The 23050-nt window shown below is 64.0% G+C and carries 14 protein-coding genes; 6 read left to right on the top strand and 8 right to left on the bottom strand.

The features are described 5' to 3' along the window. Positions 1-20: 20 nt before the first annotated feature. The 3 genes from DQG19_RS06595 to DQG19_RS06585 all read right to left on the bottom strand — a co-directional run bounded on the left by DQG19_RS06595 (position 21) and on the right by DQG19_RS06585 (position 4453). Positions 21-1151, bottom strand: a complete 1131-nt coding sequence (locus DQG19_RS06595; protein ID WP_116125449.1) for an efflux RND transporter periplasmic adaptor subunit — start codon at positions 1149-1151, stop codon at positions 21-23. A 41-nt stretch (positions 1152-1192) separates the two neighbouring features. After that, a complete protein-coding gene (locus DQG19_RS06590; RefSeq protein ID WP_198661674.1) occupies positions 1193-3562 on the bottom strand; it encodes a TolC family protein in 2370 nt (789 codons plus the stop codon). Positions 3563-3784: 222 nt separating this feature from the next. Continuing rightward, complete coding sequence (locus tag DQG19_RS06585) at positions 3785-4453, bottom strand: NAD-dependent epimerase/dehydratase family protein (protein WP_116125447.1); 669 nt, start codon at positions 4451-4453, stop codon at positions 3785-3787. Between the two features lie 144 nt (positions 4454-4597). Here DQG19_RS06585 and DQG19_RS06580 point away from each other — a divergent pair, with 144 nt between their 5' ends. Beyond that, positions 4598-7549: an ELWxxDGT repeat protein gene (locus DQG19_RS06580; protein WP_116125446.1), complete on the top strand. Its 2952-nt coding sequence runs from the start codon at positions 4598-4600 to the stop codon at positions 7547-7549. A gap of 95 nt (positions 7550-7644) precedes the next feature. Further along, the gene (gene treS / locus DQG19_RS06575; RefSeq protein WP_116125445.1) at positions 7645-10932 is read left to right on the top strand and encodes a maltose alpha-D-glucosyltransferase; all 3288 of its coding nucleotides are present in this window, start codon (positions 7645-7647) and stop codon (positions 10930-10932) included. On the opposite strand, the gene DQG19_RS06570 is transcribed toward treS, so the two are convergent. Genes DQG19_RS06570 through DQG19_RS06565 form a run of 3 tightly spaced genes read right to left on the bottom strand, consistent with a single transcriptional unit; the run spans position 10921 to position 12893 of the window. After that, entirely contained in the window at positions 10921-11598 is a 678-nt protein-coding gene (locus DQG19_RS06570; protein WP_198661673.1) for a TIGR04283 family arsenosugar biosynthesis glycosyltransferase, read from the bottom strand. The genes treS and DQG19_RS06570 overlap by 12 nt on opposite strands. Beyond that, the gene (locus DQG19_RS21175) at positions 11522-11845 is read right to left on the bottom strand and encodes a hypothetical protein (RefSeq protein ID WP_198661672.1); all 324 of its coding nucleotides are present in this window, start codon (positions 11843-11845) and stop codon (positions 11522-11524) included. The genes DQG19_RS06570 and DQG19_RS21175 overlap by 77 nt, the downstream gene beginning before the upstream one ends. A gap of 16 nt (positions 11846-11861) precedes the next feature. Further along, the gene (locus DQG19_RS06565; RefSeq protein ID WP_116125443.1) at positions 11862-12893 is read right to left on the bottom strand and encodes an aldose epimerase family protein; all 1032 of its coding nucleotides are present in this window, start codon (positions 12891-12893) and stop codon (positions 11862-11864) included. Between the two features lie 81 nt (positions 12894-12974). Between DQG19_RS06565 and DQG19_RS06560 the strand changes: the two genes are divergently transcribed. Together DQG19_RS06560 and DQG19_RS06555 are read left to right on the top strand one after the other, a co-directional pair. Next, on the top strand, positions 12975-13451 hold the full coding sequence (locus DQG19_RS06560; RefSeq protein ID WP_116125442.1) for a (2Fe-2S)-binding protein: 477 nt from the start codon (positions 12975-12977) through the stop codon (positions 13449-13451). A gap of 10 nt (positions 13452-13461) precedes the next feature. Beyond that, complete coding sequence (locus DQG19_RS06555; protein WP_116125441.1) at positions 13462-15714, top strand: xanthine dehydrogenase family protein molybdopterin-binding subunit; 2253 nt, start codon at positions 13462-13464, stop codon at positions 15712-15714. Here the strand turns inward: DQG19_RS06555 and DQG19_RS06550 are convergent. Together DQG19_RS06550 and DQG19_RS06545 are read right to left on the bottom strand one after the other, a co-directional pair. Next, positions 15694-15948, bottom strand: coding sequence for a hypothetical protein (locus DQG19_RS06550; RefSeq protein WP_157974362.1), 255 nt, complete (start codon positions 15946-15948; stop codon positions 15694-15696). The two genes, DQG19_RS06555 and DQG19_RS06550, sit on opposite strands and share 21 nt — an antisense overlap. Before the next feature lie 429 nt (positions 15949-16377). Further along, positions 16378-17793, bottom strand: coding sequence for a BNR repeat-containing protein (locus DQG19_RS06545; RefSeq protein ID WP_116125439.1), 1416 nt, complete (start codon positions 17791-17793; stop codon positions 16378-16380). A 960-nt stretch (positions 17794-18753) separates the two neighbouring features. Here DQG19_RS06545 and DQG19_RS06540 point away from each other — a divergent pair. Both DQG19_RS06540 and DQG19_RS06535 read left to right on the top strand, forming a co-directional pair. Further along, positions 18754-19488, top strand: a complete 735-nt coding sequence (locus DQG19_RS06540; RefSeq protein ID WP_198661671.1) for a DNA-binding response regulator — start codon at positions 18754-18756, stop codon at positions 19486-19488. 373 nt (positions 19489-19861) lie between these two features. Then, on the top strand, positions 19862-23017 hold the full coding sequence (locus DQG19_RS06535; RefSeq protein WP_198661670.1) for a SusC/RagA family TonB-linked outer membrane protein: 3156 nt from the start codon (positions 19862-19864) through the stop codon (positions 23015-23017). Positions 23018-23050: the final 33 nt, after the last annotated feature.

The following is a 23050-nucleotide window of genomic DNA, read 5'->3' as shown; positions in this document are numbered from 1 at the left end:
GGGAGTTGGTCGGGTAAGGATTACTGGGTCAGGAGGCGGACCGGCATGCCGTCGATCAGCTGCTTGAGGCCGGCCGTGGCCACCAGGTCGCCGGGGCGCAGGCCGTTGCGGACGATGAAACCGGAAGTGGTGTAGTCGCCCACCGTGACGGGCACGCGGCGCGCCACGTACTGGTCGGCGCGGTCACCGGCTTCAAGCCGGAAGACGTAGCGGCCGTCGGGGCCTTCGGATACGGAGGCGGTGGGGGCCACGATGAGGCTGTCGCCGCCGGCCTGCTCGCCGAACGCGAAGCGGACCGTGGCGGCCATGCCCGGCCGGATGGCCTCGGTCTCGTCGTTCACGGTAATGGTGACGGGGTAGCTGGGGGAGCCGGCGGCGGCGTAGGCCACTTCGGAGATGGTACCGGTGAAGTCACGGCCGGGGATGGAGGAGAAGGAGATCTCCACCCGCTGGCCGGAGGCGAGGCGTCCTACGAAGTCTTCGGGGACGCTCACTTCCACTTCGGGATTTTCCTCGGTACTGAGGGTGACGATGGACTGGCCGGAGCCGGCGAATTCGTTTTCCTCGACGTGCTTTTCGGTGATCACGCCGGAGAAGGGGGCGGTCAGGCGGGTGTAGGCTACCTGGTTGCCGGCGGCCCGGGCCTGGGCACCGCTGGCTTCGAGCTGGCTGCGGGCGGCTTCCACCTGGGCCCGGGCGCTCTGGAATTCGCTGCGCACCTGCTCGAATTGGCTCAGCGAGACGCTGTTGTTCTCGTAGAGGCGGGAGGTACGCTCGTAGGCCGCGCGGGCGGCGATGAGCTGGGTTTCGGCGCTTTCCAGCTGGGCCTGGCTGGCCTGCCGCTGGGCGTTGGCCTGGGACTGCTGTACCTGCAGGTCGGCGGGGTCGAGGGTGGCGATCAGCTGGCCGCGTTGCACACGCTGGCCCAGGTCGACCGGCAGGGCGCGGACGGTACCGGCCACGCGGAACGACAGGGGCGTACGACCGGCCGCCTCGGCCACGCCGTTGAAGACCTGGCTGCTGGTGCCGTCGTCGAGGGTGACGCGGTCGGCCCGTACCGCCCGGACGGGCGTTTCCACGGGCGCTTTTTCTTCCGCTCCGCCACAGGCGGCGAGCAGCAACAGGAGGCTGAAGTAAAGGAGGTTTTTCATCGGAGTGCGATTCGGGGTGGAGTAGGGTAGAAGGGGCACGGCTATTGGTCGTTGCGGAAGGAGAGGAAGCGTTGGAGAAATTCGGTCTGCTCGCCGGGCTCGGCCAGGAACTGGTAGCTGCCGGTGGCCCGTTGGACGGTGAGGAAGTCGGCTACGAACTGGTAGCCGAGATTGGTGGCGTTGACGCGCGACTGCAGTACCACGTTCTGGGCGTCGATCAGTGAGGTCACGTTGGCCGCGCCGCTGCGGTAGAGATCTTCGATAATGGCAAAGTTGCGCTCCGAAGTAGTGGCCGCTTCCCGCGCCAGGCGCAGGTTGCGGTAACTGGCTACGAGGGTCTCGACACTGGAGTACAGCCGCTGTACGAGCTGGTTCTCCGTATTCTCCCGCTGGGCGGTGGTCTGCAGGGCCGTCAGTTTAGCCTGTTCGAGCTGGGCGCGTCGCAGCCCCCCCTGAAAGATGGGGATATTGGCACCCACTGCGACGGTGTAGGTACCCCGGGGCCGGTCGGCCGCCGCGAAGTCGAAGTTGAACTCGGGGGGCAGTGCCGTGGTGGCGTAGTTGCCGATGCGGTAGCCGAACTGCCCGTCGACGGCGATCTGGGGCATATAGTAGGCCCGCCGGCGGGCCTTAGTCTGCCGCTCCTGGGCGGCGATGGCCAGGTCGAGCTGCCGCAGGCTGGGCAGGTTGCGCCGGGCCTCGTCGGCCAGGAAGTCGGCGAGCCGCTCGATGTCGCGGGGTGTATTGAGCACCGGCAACAGGGTCTGGCCGATCACCCCGAGCAGGGAGTCCTGGCCGGTAAAGGGCGGCAGGCGGAAATCTGCGTTGATGTCGTGGTCGAGTAACTGGTTGAGCTGGTAGCGCGCCTGGGCCAGCTGGGCTTCGGCGTCGTTGACGTTGATGGAGCCCAGGGAAAGCTCGCTTTCCCAGCGGTAGACGTCGGTGGCGGCCGCCGCGCCCAGTTCCCGCTGGTTGACCGCCAGGTCGTAGTTGGCGCGCGTCATGTTGAGGTTCTCGTTCTGGAGGCGTAGAAATTCCTTGCTCTGCAGCACGTTGAGGTAGGCGGTGCTCACGTCAAGCACGACGTCGAGCTGGCTGGCCTCCAGGGCCGCTTCCTGCCCCTCGGCCAGCAGCCGCTGGATGGCCACGTTGGCGAAGACCGGCTCGGAAAGGATGACCTGGCTGAGGGTCGCCGCTCCCGTCCAGTTGTACCGGCCCTGCAGACCGAAACTCGAAGCCGTCGTTTGTGGGTCGAGCATGGTCAGTGACGTACCCAGGCCCACCTGCGGCAGGAGGTCGGCCTGCGCCACGTCCACGTCGGTACGGGCGAGCGCCACCTCGTACTCGTCGATGCGGTAGCCCAGGTTGCGGGCCAGTCCTTCGACGATAGCGCCCTCCAGGGTGAGGACGGGACCGGACTCGACGGCCACGGGGTTGAGCAGGACTGAGCGGCGCATCAGTTCGAAGGAGGGGTAAATGCCCGAGGCGCGCGCGGCGGCCATGTTAATGATGAGGCTCTGGTTGTAGTCTTCAATCCCGGTGGAGAAGGTGGCGGGATCGATCCCGTCGGTAATCCGCAGCACGTCGAGGGCCACGCGGCGTGGCAGGCGGCTGAGGTTCTCCTCGGAGGAGTAGGCTGCCAGTACCCCGAGCTCAAGCAGGGGATAGTCGAGCAGGCTCATCGTGGCCACCCCGCCGTCGTTGAGCGCCTGCAGCAGTTCGGCGGCCTGGTCGTGGGGCAGCACGTCGGTGACGGGGGTGAAGTAGACCGCTTCGGTGCCGGCGGGTATGAGCGCCTCCGTAGCCGCCGCGGTCGGCCGGGCGGCGATCACGGTCACCTCGGCGCCCCGGTAGCCGGCCAGCTGGCGGGACAGCGGCTCGCGAAAGTTTTCGGTGGTTACCACGGTCAGTTGTCCGTAGTCGCGGAGCCGGGCCAGGGTGTCGAGGTCGCGCTCAATGTTGAAGGGCGAACGCACGTACGTCAGGTTGGGTACCCCGCTGCCGACCGAGTCCCGGGGCGCAGTGGGGTCCACGACGATCGCGGCAATGGTGGGCTTGGGGTAATCGCCGCGATCGAGCAGTGCCTGGCTGCTGGCGATGCCGGTGCCGATCACGACGTCGGCTTCGCGGTACGCCCGGGTGATCGCGGAGTCGCCCGCCGTACCGAAGGAGCGGGACTCGATGGACAGGTCGAAGCGGGTACCCAACAGGGTCCGCAGCTCCTCGCTGATCAGGCTGTCGAGACTGGCCCCGGCGGGGGTGGAGGCGTCCGACAGAAGCGCAACGCGAAGGGGCGACTGAGCGCGGGCGATCGTGGACAGGAAAAGGACACCCAGCAGCAGCGCAAGACGGAGGAGCGATACTCCCGCCGGGCGTGGTGCGTACGTGGTAGAGGGGGAAAGGAAGGACATAATTCGTGCTGGATGAGGAATGAAAACGAACGCACTTCCCATTTAGTTCTGTAATTACCGAACTAAAACGTTTGTACAAAACTATCTGTATTCGCCGGATGCTCTTCGTGCGAAAGGTTCTTCGGGTCCCATGGATGAGGTGTGCTCTGAGCGGTGTACTTCCGCGGGGCGGCCGAATTTTTTTCGGATTTGGTCGGGTGAAATTTTTTTCCGGTCGGCGGATCACGCCCCGTCTCCGAGGCGGCCGATGTCGGCGCTTTCCAGCACCTTCCGGGGTCGGGGGTGCTGCACGCAATTGATCATGGCGCGCCCGAGCTGTCGGTCCGACACCGACCAGCTGAACCGGCGAAGCAGGGGAAAAACCGGGCGCAGCAGGCCGTACAGAGCCCCGACCCACTTTGTCTGCATGGGCAGTTTGCGCTCGGGGAGCATAAGCCCGAGGCGGAACATATAGGCGTCCCGAAATCCCATCCCGAGCAGGGCCTCCTCCGTCCGGCCCTTTACCCGGGCCCACATTTGCCGGCCGCCGGCATCGGTACCCATGCCCGAGACGTAGGTGAATACCAGCTCCGGGTTCACGGCCCGGAGGGTGCGCGCGAAGCCGGTGACCAGGTCGTAAGTCAGGCGGGTATATTCCGCCTCATCCTTACCGACGGAGGATACGCCCGCGCAGAAAAAGCAGGCGTCGTAGCCCGCGAGGCGGTCGCGGATGGGCTCCACGTCGGAGAAATCGGCGTGGAGAACCTCGGAGAGTTTCGGGTGCCGCAGGTCGACGGGGTGGCGGTTGACGAGCAGTACGCGGGTGACCGCGGGGTGGGCGAGGCACTCCAGCAGTACGGCCCGGCCGACCATACCACTGGATCCGGTGAGGATGAGGGAAAACGAGTCCATATAGGAAAGGTATCCGGACAAGGTACCTACGCCAGCACTATAACTACCTAACCGCTTACCTGCGTGGCAATTAGGCTGATCCCGGGGCCGTTCCTATCTTTATCGTTCTTTGCCAACGGCCCATAAGCTTTTCAACTACCTCTCGTGAAATACTTACCGACCCTCGGCTTGCTGAGCCTTGTCCTCTGTTATGCCCCCCGCCTCACGGCGCAGTCCGCCGAGCGACTGACCGACTTCGGTGAACAGTTGGTCGCCGACAGCTATGTCCAGCAGGTCTTCGTACACAATAACCTGGTTTATACCGCCAACCGATCCGACGGTGCGGAAGGGGTGGGCCGGTTTGCCCTGCTGGATACCGAGAGTGGTGCATTGGTACCCCTGGCCGACGACAGCGAGTTCACCGGCGGCTACATCCCGTCGCGCTACTCCGGCGCCTTTCAGACCCTCGACGGCCAGTTGTTTGCCACTTCCTACAGCTTCTCGACGGGCTACGAAATTTACCGTATTGACGGTACGCGTGTCGTCCAGCTAACGGAACTCGCGGGTACACCCCTGACCGAGCTTGTCGCGTTCGACGGGGCGTACTATTTCCTGGTCCGGGGACGGCCCTACGGCCTGGACGGCAGCGGGGAACTCACGTCCTACTACACCGAGCTGTGGACGACCGACGGGACGCCCGCCGGCACCGAGCGCGTGGAAGAACTAGCCGTACTGAACGACGGTACGCTGGGGGAAAATCCGGTCACCCTGACCGCCGGCGGCGGGGCGTTGCTCCTGGGCGCCCAGGCCCCGGACCAGCCGGTGGCCGCTTTCCGCACCTACTACCTGTACCGGCCGGACGGCAGCCTGACCGAGGTCGCCGTTGCGCCGGGGGAGGAGCTTGACCGGGCTACCCTCTACTCCCAGTTCGGAGGCGAGGGCCGCATCGCTTACTTCGCCGGTGGGTTCTACCTCGGCGGGCGCGGCCTGCGTGCGGACCGCGCCGAGGTGTACCGGATCGACGAGGAGCGGGGACGGATTGCCGAATTGCCGGGCGTGCTGGATATCTCGCTCGAAGATTACTTCGAGGAGGAAATCTCCTTCGCGGCGACGGCCGACCGCCTGTACATCCACGTGGCCGGTGGTCCGGACGGGTACCTGCTGCACGAGGTTCGTGCCCAATCCCCCACGGCCTTCACCACCCTCACGTCATCCAGGGAGCCCAGCGCACGTATCGACGTGCAGCTCATCGGCAATACCCTGCTCTTCGGTGGGAGCCTGTTTGGCGGACCGGGCCTGCTGGGCTACGACATCCGGGGGCGGTACCGGGATCCTTACTTCCGGTTGTCGCCGGGCTCCTCGGCCATGAAGCTACATGTAGGAGAGGACGTCATCTACCTCACGCCCCGCGACGGGGATAACCGCCTCTACCGCTACCAGCAGGCGACGGGCGTCGTCGATACCTTCACCAATCACCGGGCCAGTCTCTTCGGGCGTTACAACGTCAGTGCCGACCTACGTGGCGACGACCTCATTTACCTGGGGACTACGCCCGCCGGCTCTTCCGCCCAGCGCTACGCTACGCCCCTGCTCCTGGAAGACGATGCCGCTACCGCCCGGCCCGTCGGTCCCCTGGGGGGCGGGTTCCGGGAAACCGGTGCCTACGCCGTCCTCGGCGCCCAGCCCGATGGGAGCATCCTGTTTACCGCATTGCGCGCGGGCGCCGACTCCGACCTGTACCGCTACGAAGCGGGCAGCGGTACCGTGAGCCCCCTGGCGGGTACGCGTCCGGGTGATCTGGAGTCTCCCGAATACGCCGGCCACCTGTTCGGGGTGGACCTGTTCACGGCGTACGATTTCTCGGTGGGGCAGTATCGGGCTTATGTAGTGCGGGACGGGGCGCTCGTGCCCCTGCAGGATGCGGCAACCGGGGAGGGCTTGCTGATCGACGACCGCTTTGGCCTGGTGGAGTCCGGCGTACTGGTGGAGGCCGGAACGGATGCATCCACGGTCTACGATTACACCGTATCCGGCGAAACGGCTACCCGGCGCGAACTTGCCGTATCGGAAGGTATTCCGGAAGCCCGGCGGCTAGGCGACTACCTCGCCGTCACCGAAACCACCCTCAGCGGCACGGCCGTCACCTCCTTCGATCCCGGTGGCCAGTTGCGGTACGCCTTCGATCTGCCGCGCGGGCAACGCCTGCTGAGCCTGGACGGCAGCGGCTACTTCGCGCTGGATTTCCGGCGGGGCGGGGCGGCCAGCCTGTTGTACGGTACGGCCGCCGCCGGTGAACCGGTCGTTCTCCCGTTTCCCGCCGGCACGGCCCCCGACGAGCTGGACCGGGTGATCCAGTTGGGCGACAAGCTGTTGGTGTCGACCTACGACGGTGGCCGCGACCGCGGGTGGTACGTAGCGGACGCCGCGGCCGGCACGATCTCCCTCCTGGCGGACGTCCGTGTCGGAAATGAGGCCCTGCGGGTGGGCGAGCACGTCTACTTCGCGGCAAACGATGGTGTGCACGGCACGGAACTGTGGCGGACGGACGGTACCGCGGCCGGTACCGCGTTGGTCGCGGACCTGCGGCCCGGTGCCGAATTCAGCGATCCCGCCGAGCTATACGCCACCGCTGACTACCTCTACTTCCGGGCGCGGGGCGAGGCGGGAACGGAAGTCTACGCCCTGGCGCTGGACGGGTCCGACACGGTAACGCGGCGGACCGACATCAACCCCGGGGCGGGCGGATCGATGCCCTACGACTTCCTGGCGACCCCCGCCGGGCTGTACTTCCTGGCGCAGCCCGCCGCTGACGCGGCGTTTCAACTGTACTTCCTTTCCACGACCACGACGGGAATCGATGCTCCGCGGGCACCCGTGGCCACGGTGCAGGTATACCCCAACCCCGTCGCCGAGTGCCTGGTCGTGGAGAGCCGCGACGGCCTTGCGCTCCAGCGCATCGAGCTGTTCGACGCGGCGGGCCACCGGCTGCGAGACCAGCGCAGTGCCGCGCCCCGGTTCCGGCTGGACGTATCCGATCTGCCGCCCGGCACCTATTTTTTGCGGCTGCGCCTGACCGGCGGGAGTGCCGCACGCCAGAGTGTGATCATCGCCCGCTAAATCCCCCCTGCACCTGCGGTCCCGCAAAAAGTCCCGCACAAATTCCCGGCTGCGCCGTTCTTTTACCCTACGCCGTAAAAGCTACATTGCACCCTATGACTAAGACGTACCGCCGCGAGCCCCTATGGTATAAAGATGCCATCATTTACGAACTGAACATCAAAGGTTTCTTTGACGCTAATGGCGACGGAATCGGCGACTTTGCCGGCCTGGAGCAGAAGCTCGATTACCTGGAAGAGCTGGGCGTCACCGCCATCTGGACGCTGCCGTTCTACCCAAGTCCGTTGCGCGACGACGGATACGATATCTCCGATTATTACAACGTCAGTCCCACCTACGGGAACCTGGAAGACTTCAAGCGCTTTCTCGATGCCGCCCACGCCCGCGGCCTGCAGGTGATCACGGAGCTGGTCATCAACCACACCTCCGACCAGCACGAGTGGTTCCAGCGCGCCCGCCGCGCCCCGGCCGGCAGCCCCGAGCGGGACTACTACGTCTGGAGCGACACTGACGACAAGTGGCCGGACGTACGCATCATCTTCACCGATACGGAGACCAGCAACTGGACGTGGGACCCCGTCGCCAAGCAGTACTACTGGCACCGCTTCTTCCACCACCAGCCCGACCTCAACTACGACAGCCCGCTGGTGCAGGAGGAGATCTTCAAGATCCTGGACTACTGGATGAGCATGGGCATCGACGGCTTCCGCCTCGACGCCATCCCCTACCTCTTCGAACGCGAGGGTACCAACGGCGAGAACCTGCCTGAGACCCACGAATTCCTGAAGAAGCTGCGCACCCACGTCGATACCAACTACGACAACGTGCTCTTCCTGGCCGAGGCCAATATGTGGCCCGAGGAGAGTGCCAGCTACTTCGGCGACGGTGACGAGTGCCACATGAACTACCACTTCCCGCTCATGCCGCGCATGTACATGAGCATCAAGATGGAGGACCGCCACCCGATCACGGACATTTTCGACCAAACGCCGGAGATCCCCGAGAATTGCCAGTGGGCCACCTTCCTGCGCAACCACGACGAGCTGACGCTCGAGATGGTAACCGACGAGGAGCGCGATTTCATGTACAACGTCTACGCCAGCGACCGCACCGCCCGCATCAACCTGGGCATCCGCCGCCGCCTGGCGCCGCTGATGGATAACGACCGCAACAAGATCGAGCTGCTCAACGTGCTGCTGATGAGCCTGCCCGGTACTCCCGTGCTCTACTACGGCGACGAGATCGGCATGGGCGATAACTACTACCTGGGCGACCGCGACGGTGTACGCACCCCCATGCAGTGGAACAATAATGAGAACGCCGGCTTCAGCGAGGCCAACCCCCACAGCCTGTACCTTCCCGTAATCCGCGATACCGAGTACAGCTACCGCTGGGTGAACGTGCGGCGGCAGCAGCAGAACCCCAACAGCCTGCTCAACTGGACCAAGAAACTACTCTCCAAGCGCAAGTCCTTCAAGGTCTTCGGCCGCGGCAAGATCACATGGCTCAAGCCCGACAACGGCCGCATCCTGGCCTTCGTGCGCAGCTTCGGCGAGGAGCACGTGGTCGTGATCGTGAACCTGAGCCGCCACCCCCAGGCCGTGAAGCTCGACCTGAGCGACTACGCCGGCAGCAAGGTGCGCGAGGCCTTCGGCCGCACCTACTTCAACGACGTGAGCCGCGACCTCTACCAGGTGACGCTGTCCGGTCACGGCTACTACTGGCTGGAGGTGGAGAGCAGCTCCGCCACCAAGGTGGACAACCGCGAACTCAGCCGCCCGACCCTGGCGGTGGAGCAGCTGAAGGACTTCTTCACCAAGTCTAACCTGCGCACCCTGGAGCACAGCGTGCTGCCCAATTACCTCCAGGCCGCCCCCTGGATGGGCGCCCGGGCCAACCAGCTTGACCAGGTAAAGATCTACGATTACCGCATGCAGGCCACCCCCGAGCGGCACTTTGCCTGGCTGCTCCTCGAGGTGACCTTTCTGGAGGGCCTGCCCGAGTTGCTGCAGCTGCCGCTGGCCTTCCACAACTTCCGCGAGGAGGTCGACTACAAAACCCGGGAGGAGGTACTGGCGATCATCGATAACGGCGACCGCCGGGTAGTACTCATCGATGCCCTGTACGACCAGGACTACCGCCGCGGTCTCATCAGCGGCCTCCAGGAGTACGGCGAGATGAAGGACTTCCGCTTCCTCGCCAAGGAGAGCATGGCCTCCGCCAGTCACCAGGATGCCAACATGATCCACTCCGGCACCGAGTACATGACCCTCCAGAGCCGTGACTACAACATCAAATACTACCGCCGCGTCGACGGCAACGACGTGCCCGACCTGGAGGTGAAGCACATGCTGAACCGCCGCAGCTACAGCTCGGCACCCACCGTACTGGGTACCCTTCACTTCACGCCCACCCAGCGGCTCAACGCTACCCTGGCCATCTTCGAGGAGCGCCGCGACAGTGAGGGCAATGCCTGGGAGTACGTGCTCAACAACCTGCGCCGCTTCTCCGAGAAAATTACCAACCGGCTCACGCTCGGCAGTGGCGACGAGGAATCCAAGTTGCCGGAAGACGTGCACGTCACCGACAAGGTCGTGTACAAGGATATGCCGCAGACGATCCAGGACATCCTGGGCCCCAGCTTCGTGATCAAACTGGCCGAGCTCGGCCGCGCCACTGCCGCCTACCATACCGTGCTTGCCGACGTAGACGAGGCCGGGTTCCGCCGCGAGCCCCTCTCCCTCCACTACCAACGCAGCGTGTACGCCGGCCTGAAGGGCGACGTACGGGCCACCTTCGACCTCCTCCGGCAGGTCATTGACCAGCTCGATGAGGACACCGCCGCCCTGGCCCAAGAACTGATGAGTCAGGAACCCGCCCTGCACAAGAAGCTCAAGCAGATCTACGACCACAAGATCGAATCGGACAAGATTCGTATCCACGGCGACTTCACGCTCGAACAGCTGATCATCAGCGAAGACAAGTTCATGATCCAGAACTTCGACGGTGACCCCGACCGCAGCTACAGCCAGCGCCGCCTCCGCCGCAGTCCCGCCAAGGACCTGGCGAATATGATGCGGAGTATCGCCTACGCCGCCGGACTGGTGTACGAGGAAGACTACGCCGGCCTGCGCGCCGACAACCGCCAGGAACTGGCCGAGTGGCTCCGTACCGCCAACCATTACCTCTGCGCGGAATACCTCACCGCCTATCGCAAGGCCACCGAGGGTACCCGTCTGCTGCCCGCCGACGAGCGCGACCTGGAGGTGCTGCTGGATACCTTCCGCATCGAGAAAGCCCTGCAGGAGCTTCGCTACGACCTCAACTACCGTCACCAGCAGGCCGCCGTGCCGCTGCGCGGATTGCTGGAGCTACTGGAGTAACCGCCGGTACAGCCGCGCCAGTCGCGGCTGCCCCGCCCCGAGGCGGTAAAGGGTATACAGCAGGGTATACACAAGCTGGGTGTACACGAAACCGTGCCGCAGATACTTGCGCGGGCTGGTGGTCACGCTGGCCGCCACGATGCGGAAGCCGCCCCGGTGGCGCCGGAGTCGGCGTACGAGGTAGTTGTCTTCGAGCAGCTGCCAGTCATCGGGGTAACCCCCGACGGCCCGGAAATCCGCGCGGCGTACCCACAGCGACTGATCACCGAAGCGGAAGGCATCGATATCGAAGCGTGTAAAGTAGCTGTACACCCGCAGCCAGGGTAGCCGTTCCTGCCCCCCAAACCGCAGGCGGAAGCAGGCCGGTAGCCCGTGGGGATCGGCGGTAAGCCGCGCGTACCAGTCCGCGGGCGGCAGCGTGTCGGCGTGGAGGAAATACAGGAATTCGCCGCGGGCCGCGCGTGCGCCCGCGTTCATCTGGGGGGCGCGGCCGCGGGTGCAGGGGATTACCTTGGCGCCGCAGCGGCGCGCGATGTCGCGGGTTTCGTCGCTACTTCCCCCGTCGGCCACGATGAGTTCCAGGTCGGCGTCAGGAACGGCGGTTGCCGTCAGGTGCCGCAGGGTGGTGGCCAGGGTAGCCGCCTCGTTCCAGGTCGGGATAATCACGGAGCACGAGGGTCTCTGGCTCTTCCGCGTCGGGCTCGGGGGCTGCTTGGCGAGGATCATCCGCGGCGGGGGTCTGTTTTTCGGAAGTGGGTAGGTAATGCACGATCGCCGCGCCGAGCCCGACGAGCAGCAGCCACCAGTCCATGATGCCGGTGTCGGTACGGGTGAGCAGCACCTCAACGATCTTGGCGCCCAGCAGGAGACCGAAGGCTCCGTATACGACGACGTGTTTGAGCTCGCGGGTCATAGGTAGTAGCTATTGCCTATTCAAAGCGGTAGATCGTCGTTGAGTTGAAGGTTTCGCCGACTTTCAGCACCGGTGTCGTGAAGTTGTCCTGATTGGGCGCATCGGGGAAGTGCTGGGTTTCCAGACAGATGCCGCCGTAGGTGGGGGTGGGTGCGTCGCCGCGCATCCGGTACTTGCCGGTGGGGAAGGTGGTAGTGAACAGTTGTACGCCCGGCTCGGTCGTGAGTGTCCGCAGCCGGCGCCCGGAGTCGGGCTCGGTCACGAGGGCCACCTCGCGCAGGGTGCCGTCGTAATTTGTCACCGCGAAATTGTGGTCGAACCCATTGGCACCGCGCACCTGTGGATGCTTGGCATCGATGTCGCGCCCGATCCGCTTGGCGGTACGGAAGTCGAAGGGCGTGTCCGCCACCGGCAACAACTCGCCCGTGGGAATCCCCTGGGCATCAACCGGCGTGAAGCGATCGGCATCGATCCGGAGCAAATGTCCGAGTACGGTAGGCTCGTCGCCCAGGTTGAAGTAGGTATGGTTGGTCAGGTTAAGCACGGTATCCTTGTCGGAAGTGGCCCGGTAGTCGATGCGTAGCTCCGACGCATCGTTCCAGGTATAGGTTACCATCACGTCGAGGGTGCCGGGGTAGCCCATATCCCCGTCGGGGCTCCGGAGGTGGAGGTGTACTCCCGCGGCGGCGTCCTCGGTAAAGGGCTCGGGCGACCATAATTTGCCCGCGAAGCCCTCCGGCCCCCCGTGCAGCTGGTTGCCATTCTCGTTTGGTACCAGGGAGTAGGAAACCCCCTGCAGGGTAAAGCGGGCGTCCGCTATCCGGTTGGCGTACCGGCCGATGATGGCCCCGTAGCCGGGGTTGGGGGCGAGGTAGCCGGCCAGCTCGTCGCAACCCAGAACCATTTCTTTTCCCCCGACGACGATCGACTGTACGATGCCTCCGTAGTTGAGGATACTGACGGTATCCCCCGCCGTATTGGTGAGGGTAAAACGGGAGACGGGGCCTTCGGGGGCGTCGCCCCAGGGGGTCTTTTCTACGGATGGCATGGTGCGGGATACTGGAATTGGTGGCTGGCTAAGGTAGGGGGCGGCGCGAAAACCCGGTTGCCCTTCCTCCGTTGTGTAAATATGTCACAATCTATTACGTTGCGGGTAAACGGCCAATCTCACACGGCGCAGCTGGATCCCGAAATGCCCCTGCTCTATTTCCTGCGCAACGCGCTGGAGCTCAACGGACCGAAGTACGGTTGTGGCGTGCAGCAGTGCGGTGCGTGCATGGTACTACTCGACGGCGCGGCCCAGCCTTCCTGCGTCCTGACGGTCCGGCAGGCAGCGGAGCGGGAAATCGAAACGCTGGAGTCCCTCGGTACTCCCGATCGCCTCCACCCGCTGCAGCGCGCCTTCGTGGAAGTGCAGGCGGCGCAGTGCGGGTACTGCCTCAACGGCGCCATCCTTTGTGCCAAAGCCCTGCTGGACGAGAACCCTTCCCCCACGCGGGCCGAGATCAGCGCGGCGCTGGAGCGCGTGCTCTGCCGCTGCGGTACCCACTCCCGCATCGTCCGGGCCGTAGCACGCGCAGCCGAAACCACCCCCACCACCGAATAAGGCCCGCCCCATGGATCCACGCTCCCCGACCCCCCTAGCCACCTGCGACCGCCGCGACTTCTTGCGGCGGGCAGGCTACCTGTCCATCGGATTCAGCCTGCTGGGGCTGTCCGGCTGCGCGGGCGAAGCGCGGGCCTCCGGCACCGGGGCCGGGGCAGCACCCGGCGGTCCGCCACTGGACGACGAGCGGGTCGACGCCTGGCTCCGCATTCATCCGGACTCCTCCGTGACCGTATTCACCGGCAAGATCGCCATCGGGCAGGGGATCCTCGTCGCCCTGCGACAGATCGCCGCCGAGGAGCTCGACCTCGCCCTGGACGCCGTGAAGATCGTCATGGCCGATACCGGCCTCACCCCGAACGAGAGCTACACCGCCGGCAGCGCTTCGATCGAGGGCAGCGGGCGGGCCATCCGCCGGGCCGCTGCCACGGCGCGGATGCTGCTGCTCGAACGGGCGGCGGACCGCCTGGGCGTGGCCACCGGCTTGCTTTCGGTGGCCGGGGGCGTGATCACGGGGCCGGACCGTGACGCGTCCGTCACCTACGGCGACCTGGTGGCCGGTGAACAACTGACCGCCAGGGTGGCAGCGGATGCCCCCCAGAAAAAGCCCGCCGATTACCAGGTGGTAGGGCACCCGCGTCCCCGCCCCGAAATTGTCACCATGGTCACCGGAGCGAAGGGAGCGGACGACTACGTGCAAAACCTCCGGCTGCCGGGTATAGTGCACGCGCGGGTCGTGCGCCCGCCGGTATACGGGGCTGCCCTGCGGTCAGTCCCCGAAGCCGAGGTGCGGGCCATGCCCGGCGTGATCGGGTTGGTGCGCGACGGCAGCTTTCTGGCGGTGCTGGCGGAGGGCGAGTACCAGGCGATCCAGGCGTGGCAGCTGTTGCGGCAGCGTGCGGTCTGGGACCGCCCCGCGCCGCTGCCGGCCCAGGCCGAGCTGTTCAGCGCCATGCCCGGCCGGGCAACGGGTACCGAAGTCGTCGCCTCGGTAGCCGGGCTCGAACAAAAATTCCGGCAAGTGCTTGCGACCGTGGAGGCTACCTACACCCGCCCCTACCAGATGCACGGCTCCATCGGCCCCTCCTGCGCGGTCGCGGCCTACCGCGACGGGCAGCTGACGATCTGGACCCACTCCCAGGGCGTCTATCCCCTGCGCGCTTCGGTAGCCGCCATGCTGGAGCTCCCGCCGGCGGATATCCGGGTGATCGGGGTACGTGGTGCCGGCTGCTACGGACACAACGGGGCGGACGATGCCGCGGCCGACGCCGCCCGGCTGGCCGTGGCGCTGCCGGACCGGCCGGTGCGGGTACAGTGGATGCGCGAGGACGAGCACGCCTGGGAACCCTACGGCTCGGCGATGCGCCTGCAGTTGCGGGGGGCACTCGACGGCAACAACCGCATCTCGGTCTGGGAAACCCGGCTGTGGACCGACGTACACAGCCACCGGCCGGGCGGGGATGCGGCGGAGCTCCTCGCCGCACAGTACCTGGAGGGCGGCCCCGAGCCCCCCACAGAGGGCTACCTCGGCGGGGGGTACCGCAACAGCCAGCCGATCTACCGGATCCCCGACCTGCACATTGAGGCCCACCGCATCGAGGGGCCCCTGCGGGTCTCGGCCCTGCGTAGCCTGGGGGCCTACGGGAACATCTTTGCCATCGAATCCTTCATGGACGAGCTGGCGGAGCAGGCGGGCGAGGACCCGGTCGCCTTCCGGCTCAAGCACCTCTCCGACGAACGGGCGCGGGCCGTGCTCGAAGCGGTGGCGCGTCAAGTAGACTGGCCGGGATCCACCGGGGAGGGAGGTGCGTGGGGGATCGCCCTCGCCCGCTACAAAAACGAGGCCGCCTACTGCGCCGTTGCGGCCGAGATCGCCTACGACCCGGCGGGGGAGCGGCTGCGGGTCCTGCGGCTGGTGGGCGCCATCGACGCCGGTCAGGTCATCAACCCCGACGGCCTCAGGAACCAGACCGAAGGGGGCATGATCCAGTCGGCCAGCTGGACGCTGCTCGAGCGGGTCACCTGGGAGGGTGGGGGTGTCACCAGCCTCGACTGGGAATCGTACCCCATCCTGCGCTTCCCGGAGGTGCCGGAAGTGGAGGTGCTACTCATCGACCGACCCACCGAGGCGCCACTGGGCGCGGGGGAGGCCGCGCAGGGCCCCACCGCCGCGGCAATCGCTAACGCGGTATACCGGGCTACGGGCCAACGGCTGCGGGAGCTGCCGCTGACCGCAGAAAAGCTACGGAGCCAAGGGCGGTAGGCGAACGTTCAGTCGCTTGCGGGTAAAGTAGTCTACGAGCGTGCCCTCGTCGTTTTTGGTGACCAGCAGGTAGCCAAAGCTGTCGTCCCCAGCCAAGGCGAACCGCTCGCCGAAATCCTCGACGAATTCATCCATCGACTGCCCTACGGGCTCGAAGCCCTGGATGACCGTCAACAGTTCCAGACGCTGATCGACGATCGCGTAACTCACAATGGCAAGGGAGGAAGTAAACATGGAGCAGATTGTCGGCCTGGGCACACCGGCCGGGCAATTTTTCCCCACATCGGCACAGTCGGCAAGCCAGTTGACGGGCAGAACTGCAATGTATGAAGTTCAAACGGGCAATTTGGGGAGCAATGGGCTTTTACGATATGTCGTACAGCGTCCGTTACCCACCGTCGGGCCGCGTATTCAGCCCGGGGTGGCCGGGGAGCGCACGCACTGAACACTCACCCCCCCGACCTGCCCTGACGTTTATGCGGGAGCATAAGCACGACGTGGCATCAATAGCCTCAAGGAGCCGTCTTGAGGTGTAGCTGGCCATCCCGTCTGGATTGACGTGCCAGCGCTTCACGCGGTACCCCGTTTCGTTCCCGCCGGGCCCCTGACCCTGCGGAATTCACGGACCTGCTTACCCTACGTCCGTACGATGCGTACCTGCCCCTACTCTTCCAGTTCGATGAACTCCAGTATAGCTCCATCCGGATAGGGCGGCTCCGGCACCCGGTCGTTGTTCTCGCCCAGGGTTTCCCAGCGAAGAATGAATTTGTCGTCTTGGTTAATATTCACGACCACCGGCTTCGGAAACGTTCCCGCGGTAGTCACCGTTTCCAGTTCCGAAGGATAGGGGGGCGCGTAGGGCCTGACGGACAGGGGAGTGAGGGTTTCCGGATCGAGCACGATCTCCCCCTCCCCGTAGCGTACGTGATCGTAGGCTACAATTATCCGTCCGGTTTCCGGGTCGGTCCGCATTCCCTTCAGCTGAATCTCGAAGAGAATCGACCCCCAGCCCGAAAACTGGAAGCGGTAGTCCCAGTCGGTGACCTGCCGCTCCAGCCAGTGCCCCCCGGCTTCCGGCCGGTAGGCGTACAGCTGGGAGTTCCCGGCGGCGTCGTACTTCATGTTGCACAGCACGATCCGGTTGTTGGTGTCGAGGGTATGCGCCTGTACGCCGTTCAGCATCCCGGTGCCGTAGGTGGTGTCCGAGGGGTCGACGTAGAGGGCCTCCGCTCCGAAGGTAATGGGGAAGGCGACGGGGGTGCCGCCGGCGCTTTCCCAGTGCTTTAGGTCCGGGCTGCGTGCGTAGCTGAAGGTGTGATTGGTGGCGCAGTCCGGCGTTTCCCGCCATACCCAGTACAGGTGGTAGTTGCCGTCTTTTTCGTAAAACGGCCCCTGCATGTAGGCGTTGCGCAGCCCTTCCCCGTCAATGAGTGGTTGCTGCAGGAAGCGCGTCCAGGTCTTGGTTTCGGGCTGCCACTGATTGTATACTTCGTAGCCGTTGCCGCTCCCCCCGTACCGGTAATGGAAAAGCAGCCCGTTTTCTTCGGTCTGCAGGAAGTGCGGATAGGTGGTGCGTACCTCCTGCTCTCCGGTCATATAGTGGATCGCCGTAAAGGCGGAAGCGTCGTAGGGGCGTACGGAGCGCCAGTAGAACAGGGAGTCGATGTGCATATTGCCGCTCACGTGGATGTAGCCGGCACGGTCCACGATGAGTTCCGTGTAGTTGTGACTGTCCCAGCCGACCCGGGAATCCAGCACGGTCTTATGAAAAACCTTTTCGTCGAGGGTCCGGTAAGCGATGCTGAAGTTGTGGTCGACGTCGTAGTAAGCAATATAATGGTGGTTGCCGGCCACGTCCTGGCTGAAGTTAACGGGGAAGGCCGCTGGTACGGAGTCTACGGTGATGCGCTGTTTGATTCCGGGAGTAGCCGCCAGCGGGGCTTCTTTGCTCCGCCCGTCTTCCGCACCTCCGCGGCGTATGCCGCAACTGGCCAGGGTAAGCAGTACGAGCAACAGGAGGGGGCCGTCCCACCGCGGTAGGCAGGTACTCAAACGGAAGGCGGCGGGAAGGGTAGTCATGATAACGCGGTTATATAGGGGCTCTCGGGGCGGCGGTGCGCGGGTGCAAAGATACTGGCCCCGGCCGCTCCCCCTTAGGCACGCACCACTAGCTTCCCGGGCCGACGCAATCTTTCTGCGCCAACCCTTTCGCAACGGGGCTTCCCCGAGGTAAGGCAACAAGGTTCCGATACCGTAAGCCTGACCCCCCCCCCCGCGGGGCGGGGTCGTCGGGTACTTCTACGCTTCGGCTTTTTGACGCTTGCCGACATTTTTGGTCCCGGCGTAGGGGACTTATCATCGGGCTCCGTATATTTTGTCCGTGAAAGGCCGGCGGAGCCGCCAGGACCGGCACCGTCCGACTGACCTCACCACCAGATGGGTGCCCGACCCGCGCGGGTACATGTCAGCGTAATAACTCCGGCATTCCGGATCACGTACGGAAAACGTGAGTATATATTCGGTGGTGTCGACGGGCCTTTCGGCACGGCAGTGGGTCACCGCGACCTTAGCCGCCGCCTTTTTCCTTCATTACCGCTGGCAGGACAGCCGCGGATTTATTCGCCTATTTTAACACTCGATCATGCACTAACCCGCGTCAGCTGTAAAATTGCAATCGGTTGCTATTGCCGGATGGTTGTGCTCACATGCATCCAGTTTTTGGTCCGGGCCTCTCCAGAAGCGGGGGGGGAGACAGCGTAAACCGAGCTGCTGACGGTGGGTGCCATCACCATAAGCCTTATGAAAACTTCTACCAATACCCAACGCTCCCATCTTCTCCCTCCCCGTACGCCGCTCAGTCCTCTGCGACCGGCGGGAGGCGGGATAGTGCACCGGTCAGCAGGAGAGCCGCAACGGCGGATTCGGACGGGAAGCACGAAATGCCGGACGCAGGATCTTCGTGCGGAAACCTCCCCGTCGTGGTCCGGACCCTGGCCCGGAGGTCCCGGCGGGGTCCCTTCCGCCTCCACGATCCTGATCGTGGAAAATAACGGCGACCGCCAGCACTATCTGCGTGCGGGACTCGGCAGCGAGTACCGTATTCTTTCCGAGGACAACGGTAACGACGGGCTGAGCACCGCCCTGCGGGAAATTCCCGACCTGATCATTTCCGACGTGGTCATTCCGGGGATGGACGGAATCGAAATGTGTAAACGGATCCGGCAAGACAGCAGGACCTGCCATATTCCCGTGATTTTCTTCACCACCCGAAGCGATGATCAGGACCGGGTGGCCGGCCTTAGTTCGGGGGCCGATGCTTACTTTTCCAAACCCGTCAGCATCAGCGTCCTCAAAGCACAGATCGGCAGCATCATCGCCAATCGCCTGGCGCTGCAGGCCCGGATACGGGAGCAGAAAGCGCCCACCGGGGAGAAGCCGGCGCGGCGCGAGCTCGACCTCTGTTTCAGCAACAGCGTCACCCGGGTCATCGAGGCGCACTTGGGCAACACCAAATTCAACCCGGAACTGCTGGCCGAGCACCTCGGTATCAGTCCCCGTCAGCTCTACCGCAAGCTGAACGAAACCTCCGGCAGCACGGTCTCGGAATTCATTAACCGCGTCCGTATGGAAACGGCGGGGGAGCTGCTGGGCGACTGGCAACTCAATATTTCTGAGGTAGCCGGCCGCGTCGGCTTCACCGAAGCCTCCAACTTTTCGCGGGCCTTCCGCAAGTACTACGGCTGCAGCCCGTCCCGCTACCGCAGCAGACTTTAACCCACTTCCCGGCACGCCCGGTACGTAGCCCCCCCGGGGTAACCTTCCCTGGCTCCGTCAAACGTCCCGGTACGGCACGAAGCGTGTCCGTGATGCCGCATCCCCGGATGGTAGTCTCACCCCGCCCCCCGGCGCGGGCGCTTCTGTGAGCCTCTCCCCATCAGCGTATGATAATATATGATGTTACCGTACAGCCCTTATGGCCTACATTATATAGTTGAAAAATTGTAATGCAGTATAAGATAAGGATTGGCAGGCTCGGATAACTCACGGTGAGGTGACCACGGGTAATTTTCGGCCGGAAGCGAACCGGTCGGCGAAAGCAGTCAGGCCAGGCGCTCGGATTTTACGCTCAATGTTGAAAAGCTCGATTATGAAACTGCCCGTACGTGCCTGCCTGCTTTGGCTGCCCCTCTTATTGTTCTCCCTCACCGCCGCCGCCCAGTCCAAGACCGTTACGGGAACGGTAGCCGACAATACGGGCGTCACCCTGCCCGGCGCCAGTGTACTGGTCAAGGGTACGTCGCGCGGTACCCAGACGGACTTCGACGGTAACTTCTCACTTAACGTGGACACCGGCGCCGTGCTGGTCTTCAGCTACGCCGGATACGCCCCTTCCGAGGTGACCGTCGATTCCCGTTCGACCTACGACGTAGTCCTCGAAACCGATGCGGCGATCCTGGATGAGGTGGTTGTAGTTGGTTACCAGACTCAGAGAAAATCCGACGTTACGGGCTCCGTGACCAGTGTGCAGGCGGAGGAGCTGATGACGCAGCCCGTCAATAATGCCTTCGAAGCCCTGCAGGGAAAGGCCGCCGGTGTAGATATCACCAGCAATCAGCGCCCCGGCGAGGTCGGTTCTATCCGCATTCGGGGCAACCGTTCCCTTACGGCCAGCAACTCCCCGCTCTTCGTGGTCGACGGTATTCCGCTGTTGTCCGAATCGGCCATCGAAACGCTGAACCCCCGCGATATTGAGTCCATCAGCGTACTGAAGGACGCTTCCGCTACGGCCATCTACGGTTCCCGGGGAGCCAATGGCGTGGTGATCGTGACCACCAAGCAGGGCCAGAGCGGGCGGTTTCAGCTCAGCTACTACGGCACGCTGACCACTTCCGAAATTGTGGACCGGGCGCCCTCGATGAGCGCCGAAGAATTTATCCGGTTCCGCCGGTGGGCCGCCTATAACCTCGATCCGGATACCTACGCCCATCCCGATGATCCGACCCGCGAGAACGACGCGATCATTTTTGACAGCGCCCTGGACGGGCAAGCCACCCGCGATAACGTATTGCGGGGGTGGGAAAGCGGAACCTTCAACCCCAACCTCGTTCAGAACACCGACTGGACCGATCTCGTAACCCGGACGGGCGTGGCTACCGAACACACCCTGGCCGCCAGCGGGGGCACCGACAAAATGCGGGCCTACGGCTCGTTCGGCTACCTCAGCAATAAGGGAACGCAGCGGGGACAGTTTTACGAGCGCTATACCACCAAACTGAGTGCCGACATCACTCCCATCCCCTGGTTCAGCATGGACGGTACCCTCAACGTATCGTATAGCGAGCAGGATTATGGCTTCTCCACCCTTGGCGGGCGGAGCAACTCCGTGCCCAACGCCATTTACGGGGCGGCCAGTTCGATCTATAATATGGCCGTCCCCTACGACGAGGCCGGCAACCCCATCATCAACCCCGGCGGAGAAAGTACCATCTACACCATCGTAGACGAATGGAACCGGAGCACCCAGCTGTCCGAAACCCTGCGCGCCCTGGCCAGCCTGTCGGCTACCTTCGATTTCGGGGAGATGTTCGCGCCACTGGAAGGGCTGCGGTATCAGTTCCGGTTCGGACCCGATTTCCGGTACGGCCGGGAAGGGGTGTACATCGACGGAACTTCCGCTCACAAGATCAACTCGGACGGCTCAGAGGGTGCCAGTTTCGCCCGGCTTAACAACCGGCGGGACTTCTCCTGGACGCTGGACAACATGATCTTCTACAACAAGACCCTGGGGGGACTACACGATGTGGGCCTGACGCTGCTGCAGACCGCCTCTAAGTGGAATATCGAGAACATGTCGCTCAGCGGCAATAACATTCCCCTTGCATCCATGCGCTGGAATGCCTTTGGCGTCCTGGATATCACCGATCCCCAGAACAGCATCGGCCTAGGATCGGGCCTCAACGAGCGGCAATTGAACTCGTACATGGTGCGCATGAACTACGGCTTCGACAACCGCTACCTCCTCACCGTATCGGGCCGCTGGGACGGTGCCTCCCAGCTCGGCGAGGGGAACAAGTGGGACTTCTTCCCCTCCGTCGCCCTGGCCTGGAAGATCAAGAACGAGGACTTCCTGACGGACTCGGATCAGGTCACCGAGCTGAAGCTTCGGGTGGGGTTCGGCCAAACCGGTAACTCGGCGGTAAGCCCCTACGCAACCATCGGTGACATCCGCTCCATCTTCCTTCCCTTCAACGGTATCGGCAACCAGATCGGCTACACAACCAACGAACCCTACTACAGCCGCAACCAGCTGAGCCTGGCCAACCCCAACCTGGGCTGGGAGAAAACCTCCCAGTACAACGTCGGCCTGGACTTCGGCCTGATCCGCAACCGGATTTTCGGTAGCCTCGATGCTTACGTATCCAGCACCGAAGACCTGCTGCTTTCGGTCAACATTCCTACCCTGACCGGCTTCCCCTCCACCATTGCCAACATCGGCCGCACGTCGAACCGGGGGGTCGAGCTGAGCATCACGGGCGTTCCCATCCAGTCGGGTACCAGCTTTTTCTGGGAAACCAACTTCAACGGCGCCTGGCAAAAGGACCGGATCGAGGAGTTGGCCTACGGCCGCAACGACATGGTCGACAACGGCTGGTTCATCGGTGAGCCGATCGGCGTGATCTACGGCTTCGATAACCTGGGACTATGGCAGGACACGCCCGAGGACCTGGCCGAGATCGACCGGTGGAACGAGAATGGCTACGACTTTTCCCCCGGCAACGTCCGGCCCCGCGACCTCAACGGAGATTACGAAATGACCATCGCCGACCGGATTCTGCTCGGCAATACCGCCCCGCGCTGGACGCTGGGCTGGACGAACACCTTCGGATACAAGGGCATTGAACTCGGTATCTTCCTGTACTCCCGCCTCGGATACAACAGCAACCTGGGTGGACAGGCCCTGACCGCCCACAGCAACCAGCGCGAGTTGGATTATTGGACGCCGGACAACCCGGGGGCCGAATTCCAGAAGCCTATCCTCGGACAGGCGACCTCCGGTTCCCAGGATGACTTCTCCGGACTCCTTGGCATCAACCGGGCCGGCTTCGTCAAGATCCGCTACATCAACCTGGGGTACAACGTACCTACCGAACTCGGTGCCCGCTACGGTATCGACAACCTGAAGATCTACATCCAGGCCCTCAACCCCGGCAGCATTTACCAGGCCAACGACTGGTACGACTTTGACGTGAACAGTACCATCTTCAACCGCAGCTTCGTAGTCGGCCTGAACGTGGGCATCTAGTCCACCAATCGATCACCCGGTGCAAATAAAAAA

Origin of the sequence: Lewinella sp. IMCC34183, from assembly GCF_003390915.1 — a bacterium.
Lineage (GTDB): Bacteria > Bacteroidota > Bacteroidia > Chitinophagales > Saprospiraceae > Neolewinella.
This window is presented reverse-complemented; position numbering and strand designations above follow the sequence as displayed.

What these genes read in the sequence shown, in the direction of transcription:
- DQG19_RS06595 (WP_116125449.1), bottom strand. Translation starts at nt 1,151, where the DNA reads ATGAAAAACCTCCTTTACTTCAGCCTCCTGTTGCTGCTCGCCGCCTGT.
- DQG19_RS06590 (WP_198661674.1), bottom strand. Translation starts at nt 3,562, where the DNA reads ATGTCCTTCCTTTCCCCCTCTACCACGTACGCACCACGCCCGGCGGGA.
- DQG19_RS06585 (WP_116125447.1), bottom strand. Translation starts at nt 4,453, where the DNA reads ATGGACTCGTTTTCCCTCATCCTCACCGGATCCAGTGGTATGGTCGGC.
- treS (WP_116125445.1), top strand. Translation starts at nt 7,645, where the DNA reads ATGACTAAGACGTACCGCCGCGAGCCCCTATGGTATAAAGATGCCATC.
- DQG19_RS21175 (WP_198661672.1), bottom strand. Translation starts at nt 11,845, where the DNA reads ATGACCCGCGAGCTCAAACACGTCGTCGTATACGGAGCCTTCGGTCTC.
- DQG19_RS06565 (WP_116125443.1), bottom strand. Translation starts at nt 12,893, where the DNA reads ATGCCATCCGTAGAAAAGACCCCCTGGGGCGACGCCCCCGAAGGCCCC.
- DQG19_RS06560 (WP_116125442.1), top strand. Translation starts at nt 12,975, where the DNA reads ATGTCACAATCTATTACGTTGCGGGTAAACGGCCAATCTCACACGGCG.
- DQG19_RS06555 (WP_116125441.1), top strand. Translation starts at nt 13,462, where the DNA reads ATGGATCCACGCTCCCCGACCCCCCTAGCCACCTGCGACCGCCGCGAC.
- DQG19_RS06550 (WP_157974362.1), bottom strand. Translation starts at nt 15,948, where the DNA reads ATGTTTACTTCCTCCCTTGCCATTGTGAGTTACGCGATCGTCGATCAG.
- DQG19_RS06545 (WP_116125439.1), bottom strand. Translation starts at nt 17,793, where the DNA reads ATGACTACCCTTCCCGCCGCCTTCCGTTTGAGTACCTGCCTACCGCGG.
- DQG19_RS06535 (WP_198661670.1), top strand. Translation starts at nt 19,862, where the DNA reads ATGAAACTGCCCGTACGTGCCTGCCTGCTTTGGCTGCCCCTCTTATTG.